The sequence below is a fragment of the Methylobacterium sp. CCH5-D2 genome, assembly GCF_001556475.1.
Taxonomy (GTDB): Bacteria; Pseudomonadota; Alphaproteobacteria; order Rhizobiales; family Beijerinckiaceae; genus Methylobacterium; species Methylobacterium hispanicum.
The window spans coordinates 1-5377 of record NZ_LSIX01000932.1 but is presented as its reverse complement, the minus strand read 5'-3'; the positions used below and the strand labels follow the sequence as shown (position 1 = coordinate 5377).

Genomic DNA, 5377 nt, shown 5'->3' with positions numbered 1-5377 from the left:
GCCCAGGACCGCGGCTCGGCCCTCTACGGCCGGCCCGAGGGCGGCGAGGCCGCCAAGCTCGCCCCGATCGCCGGCCCGCCGCTGCCGACGCCGGCCGCCCGCCTGCCCCTCGACAAGCTGAAGGTGCCGGACGGCTTCAAGATCGAGGTCTATGCCAGCGGGCTCGCCAACGCCCGCTCGCTGGCGCAGGGCGACAAGGGCACGCTCTTCGTCGGCACCCGCTCGCTCGACCGGGTCTACGCCGTGCGCACCGTGGACGGGAAGCAGGAGGTGAAGGTGATCGCCACCGGCCTGCACCGGCCGAACGGCGTCGTCTTCCACAAGGGCGCGCTCTACGTCGCCGAGCTCTCGAAGATCTGGCGCTTCGACGACATCGAGAACAACCTCGACGCGCCGGGCAAGCCCGTCCTCGTCAGCGACGACTTCCCGAAGGACGAGGCGCACGGCTGGAAGTTCATCGCGATCGGGCCGGACGAGAAGCTCTACGTGCCGGTGGGCGCGCCGGGCAACATCCTGAACCCGCCCGACACCCACGCCCAGATCCGCCGGATGGACCTCGACGGCAAGAACGTCGAGGTGGTGGCCCGCGGCGTGCGCAACACGGTGGGCTTCGACTGGAACCCGCAGACGAAGAACCTCACCTTCACCGACAACGGCCGCGACTGGGTCTCGGAGGACATCCCGAACGACGAGCTGAACGTGCTTTCGGAGCCGGGCAAGCAGCATTTCGGCTACCCGTTCTGCCACCAGGGCAACTTCACCGACCCGGAATACGGCTGGGGCCGCTCCTGCGCGGAGTTCACGGCGCCGGCGGGCCTCCTCGGGCCGCACACCGCGGCGCTCGGCATGCGCTTCTACACGGGCGAGCAGTTCCCGCAGGCCTACAGGAACGCGATCTTCATCGCCCGCCACGGCTCGTGGAACAAGACGCAGAAGCTCGGCGGCGACGTGGTCGTGGCGCGTCTCGGGACCGACGGCAAGATGGCGAGCCTGGAGCCCTTCCTGACCGGCTTCCTGCAGGACAACCGCTATGTCGGCCGGCCCGTGGACGTGCTGGTGGCGCGTGACGGCGCGCTCCTCGTCTCGGACGACTACAACGGCGCGGTCTACCGCATCAGCGCGGCGCGCTGAGGCGCACGCGCGCTCCCTCCCCCCTCTGCGGGGGAGGGAGCGCGACGAGGCGACGCCGCCGCATCAACACAGGACCCTGACCCATGCGCCCTCTCGCGCCGTCCGCCCTCTGCCTCCTCGCCCTCCTCACCGCGCCGGCCAACGCCGAGAGCGCGGCCGAGCGGCTGCCGGCCTGCCTTGCCTGCCACGGCGAGAGCGGAACCTCGGCCAATCCCGGCGTGCCCTCGCTCGGCGCGATGCCGGCGGACTACGTCGTCACGCAGCTCTACCTGTTCCGCGAGCGGCAGCGGGTCGCCGACCCGATGAACGCGATGGCCGAGGGGCTCTCGGACGACGACCTGCGCACGCTGGGCGATGCGGTCGCCAAGCTGCCGGCGCCGAAGCCGGAGCCGAATCCCGACCCGGCCCGGATGGAGGCGGCCAGGGCGCTCGCCGCCAAGCACCAGTGCGGCTCCTGCCACGGGGCGGATCTCGCCGGCCAGGACCAGATCCCGCGCGTCGGCGCCCAGCGCGAGGACTACCTGCTGGCGACCTTGCGCGCCTACAAGTCGGGCGCCCGGGCCGGCTACGATCCGGCAATGAACGAGGTGGCGCAGGGCCTGTCGGAGGACGACATCACGGCCCTGTCCTACTACCTCGCGCACCGCTGAGCGGCCCGTCCCGGAGTCGAGAGGTCGAGACCTCTCGCGGGTCCAGGCAAGGGTCCCGATTCTGGCCCTGGTCGTTCGGCGAAGCCGATTGCGGGGCGCCGCCCCGAACCCCGCCGAAGGGTGGTCCACCCTTCGGGATCCCGGGATCAGACCAGTCCGAGGACCCGCAGGGCAAGGCCGGCCGCGGCGCAGGCGGCGAGCACCGTTGGCACCCCGAGCTTGAAGCGGAACAGGGCGAGCATCGCGGCCAGCGCCAGCGCCAGGGCGTAGGGATCGAGGCTCGACCAGACCGGCAGGTCGAGCCGCAGGGGCCCGAGGCGGACCGCGCGTAGCGCGCCGAACAGCGTGTGCAGGGCGAACCAGACCGCGAGGTTGAGGATCACCCCCACCACCGCCGCGGTGATGGCCGCGAGCGCGCCCGAGAGCGCCCGGTTGCCGCGCAGGCGCTCGACGTAAGGGGCGCCCGCGAAGATCCAGAGAAAGCAGGGCGCGAAGGTGACCCAGGTGGTGAGCAGGCCCCCGAGCGTGCCGGCCAGCAGCGGCGGCAGCGCGCCCGGCGCCCGGTAGGCGGCGAGGAAGCCTACGAACTGCGTGACCATGATGAGCGGGCCGGGCGTGGTCTCGGCCATGCCGAGCCCGTCCAGCATCTCGCCGGGCCTCAGCCAGCCGTAATGCTCCACCGCCTGCTGGGCGACGTAGGAGAGCACCGCGTAGGCGCCCCCGAAGGTCACCAGCGCCATCTTGGAGAAGAACAGCGCGATCTGGCCGAACACGTCGCCGGGCCCGAGCGCGAGGAGGATGGCGGCGACCGGCACGAGCCAGGCCGCGCCCCAGGCCGCCACCACGCGCAGCGTCCGGCCGGGCGCGACGCGCTCCCGCGGGGTCGCACCGTCGCCGAGCAGGTAGGGTCCGCCCGCGTCGGGCGCGGCCTCCCCGTGGCCGCCGCCGCGGAAGGCCATCAACCCGGTCCGGGTGCCCAGATAGCCGAGGATCCCGGCCGCCAGCACGACGAGCGGGAAGGGCACGTCGAGGAGGAAGAGCGCCGCGAAGGCGGCGGCGGCCAGCCCAGCCAGGGCAGGGCCGCGCAGCGCCCGGCGGCCGATGCGCAGCACCGCCTCCGCCACCACCGCCAGCACCGCCGCCTTCAGCCCGAAGAACAGTCCGGCGACCGGCCCGGCCTGCCCGTAGAGCACGTAGATCCAGCTCAAGGCCATGATGGCGACGAGGCCAGGCAGCACGAACAGCCCGCCCGCGACGAGCCCGCCGCGCGCGCCGTGCATCAGCCAGCCCACATAGGTGGCGAGCTGCTGCGCCTCCGGCCCCGGCAGCAGCGTGCAGAAGTTCAGCGCGTGCAGGAAGCGCGCCTCCGAGATCCAGCGCCGCTCCTCGACGAGCACCCGGTGCATCACCGCGATCTGGCCGGCCGGTCCGCCGAAGGAGAGGGCGGCGACGCGCGCCCAGACCGGGACGGCCTGCCCCAGGGTCACGGGCGGGGGCGCGGGACGGGGCGCGTCGCGGGACGCGGGTTCGAGCGTGGCCATGCGTGTCGTCCCCGGGCAAGCGTACGGGCGGCCTCTTCGCACGGGCGGCGGCCGGAAGCGACGGGCGATGCGCCGCCGCGCGTCGCGTGACACGGGGCCGCCCGTGCCTTGTGTTCGGGCCGGCCCGTCCCTAGGTTCGGCGCGATCTTACGATTACGCGTTCGGTCGCCGCGCGGCACGGGGTTCCGCCCGCGGCGCAGGAGGTTGCCATGGGCAGCATGAGTATCTGGCACTGGGTCGTCGTCGCCGTCATCGTGATGCTGCTGTTCGGACGCGGCAAGGTGTCGGACCTGATGGGCGACGTCGCCAAGGGCATCAAGGCCTTCAAGAAGGGCATGGCCGACGACGAGACGCCCGCCCAGCCCCCGGCCGCCCCGGTGGCGCCGGCCGAGCCCGTGCGCACCATCCCGCACGCTGCCGAGACCAGCCCCGGCACCGCCGTCCCGGCGAGCCACCTGCCGGCCGGCGAGCGCAAGCCCGTCTGATCCGCCCCTGATCCGGGATCGGGCTTCCGCCGGCCGCGAAGTGGTGTAAGCCCCTCCCGGCAGGACCTCGGCGCGACGTCCCATAGGGCTTCGCGCGAGGCCCAACCGGGGCGTCCCGGGTTCTGGGCGCCCGAGCAGCGGGACCGTCGGCAAGGTCGGCAAGCACATGTTTGACATGAGTTGGGGCGAGGTGATGCTGATCGGCGGCGTCGCCCTCATCGTCATCGGGCCGAAGGATCTGCCGAAGGCGCTGCGCACCGTCGGGCAGATCACGACCAAGCTGCGCCGCATGGCCGGCGAGTTCCAGATGCAGTTCAACGAGGCGATCCGCGAGGCCGAGCTCGACGAGGTCCGCCGCGAGGTCGACGGCATCCGCAACACGGTCAAGGGCGCGGGCGGCGGCTTCAACCCGGTCCAGACCATCCGCGACGAGATCAAGGGTGCGGTCGAGGCGCGCGGGACGAACGGCACCGAGGCGCCGGCGCCCGGCGCGCTGGCCGCGGCCACCGCCCAGCTCAAGGCGGCCGAGGCGCCGCCGCCGGAGCGCGGCCGCTACGACGTCCCCCGGCCGCAGGAGATGAAGCCCGAGATGCTGGCAGAGACCCCGCCGGAGGCGCCGCTTCCCCTCCCGGGCTCGCCTGCCGATCCCCTCGCCCCGCCCGCGCAAGGCCATCGGCCGGAGGCCGCTGTTCGGCCGGAGGCCGACAGATGATCGACGAGGCGGACGAAGCCGAGATCGAGGCCTCGCGGGCCCCGCTGCTCGAACACCTGATCGAGCTGCGTGCGCGGCTGATCAAGTCGCTGATCGCCTTCGTGGTGATGTTCTTCGGGTGCTTCTTCTTCTCGCGCCAGATCTACAACATCCTGGTGCACCCCTACGTCTCGATCGTGGGGGCGCAGAACGCCGAGCTGATCGCGACGCACTTCCTCGAGCAGGTCTTCACCAACATCAAGCTCAGCGTGTTCGGCGGCGGCTTCCTGGCCTTCCCGATCATCGCCACGCAGATCTACGCCTTCGTGGCGCCGGGCCTCTACCGCAACGAGCGGCGGGCCTTCCTGCCCTACCTCGTGGCGACGCCGGTCTTCTTCATCCTCGGCGCGCTGGTGGTCTACTTCCTGGCGATGCCGCTGCTGATCCAGTTCTCGGTCTCGCTGCAGCAGATCGGGCAGCCGGGCGAGGCCACGATCAAGCTGCTGCCGAAGGTCGACGAGTACCTCTCGCTGATCATGACGCTGATCTTCGCCTTCGGCCTCGCCTTCCAGCTGCCGGTGATCCTGACCCTGCTGGGACAGATCGGCGTGATCGACGCGGCCTTCCTGCGCGAGAAGCGCCGCTACGCCATCGTGCTGGTGTTCGTCGCCGCCGCGGTTCTGACCCCGCCCGACGTGATCTCCCAGCTCTCGCTCGCGCTGCCGATGCTGCTGCTCTACGAGGCCTCGGTGCTCTCGGTCGCGCGCATCGAGAAGCTGCGGGCGGCCAGGCGCAAGGCCGAGGGGCTCGATCCGTAACCGCGACGCTCTCCCTCCCCCCTCTGCGGGGGAGGGTGGCACCCGAAGGGTGACGGGAGAG

At 72.2% G+C, this 5377-nt stretch carries 6 protein-coding genes; 5 read left to right on the top strand and 1 reads right to left on the bottom strand.

Features of this window, described 5'->3' with window-relative positions:
• Nucleotides 1-1131: PQQ-dependent sugar dehydrogenase (locus tag AX737_RS25135; RefSeq protein WP_245293503.1), on the top strand; the 1131-nt coding region annotated here is incomplete at its 5' end.
• Between the two features lie 83 nt (nt 1132-1214).
• Nucleotides 1215-1781 (top strand): c-type cytochrome, encoded by a 567-nt coding sequence (locus tag AX737_RS25130; RefSeq protein ID WP_066926150.1) that lies wholly within the window; start codon nt 1215-1217, stop codon nt 1779-1781.
• Between the two features lie 146 nt (nt 1782-1927).
• Here the strand turns inward: AX737_RS25130 and chrA are convergent, their stop codons facing one another.
• Complete coding sequence (gene chrA, locus AX737_RS25125; RefSeq protein WP_066926146.1) at nt 1928-3322, bottom strand: chromate efflux transporter; 1395 nt, start codon at nt 3320-3322, stop codon at nt 1928-1930.
• Nucleotides 3323-3531: 209 nt separating this feature from the next.
• Here chrA and AX737_RS25120 point away from each other — a divergent pair, with 209 nt between their 5' ends.
• From AX737_RS25120 to tatC, 3 genes are all read left to right on the top strand, one after another.
• Nucleotides 3532-3807 carry a twin-arginine translocase TatA/TatE family subunit gene (locus tag AX737_RS25120; protein ID WP_066926142.1) on the top strand — a complete coding sequence of 92 codons (276 nt, stop codon included), beginning with the start codon at nt 3532-3534 and terminating at the stop codon, nt 3805-3807.
• Between the two features lie 166 nt (nt 3808-3973).
• A complete protein-coding gene (tatB, locus tag AX737_RS25115; protein ID WP_066926139.1) occupies nt 3974-4519 on the top strand; it encodes a Sec-independent protein translocase protein TatB in 546 nt (181 codons plus the stop codon).
• Entirely contained in the window at nt 4516-5316 is an 801-nt protein-coding gene (gene tatC, locus AX737_RS25110) for a twin-arginine translocase subunit TatC (protein WP_066926136.1), read from the top strand. Before tatB ends, tatC begins: the two co-directional genes overlap by 4 nt.
• Nucleotides 5317-5377 lie beyond the last annotated feature (61 nt).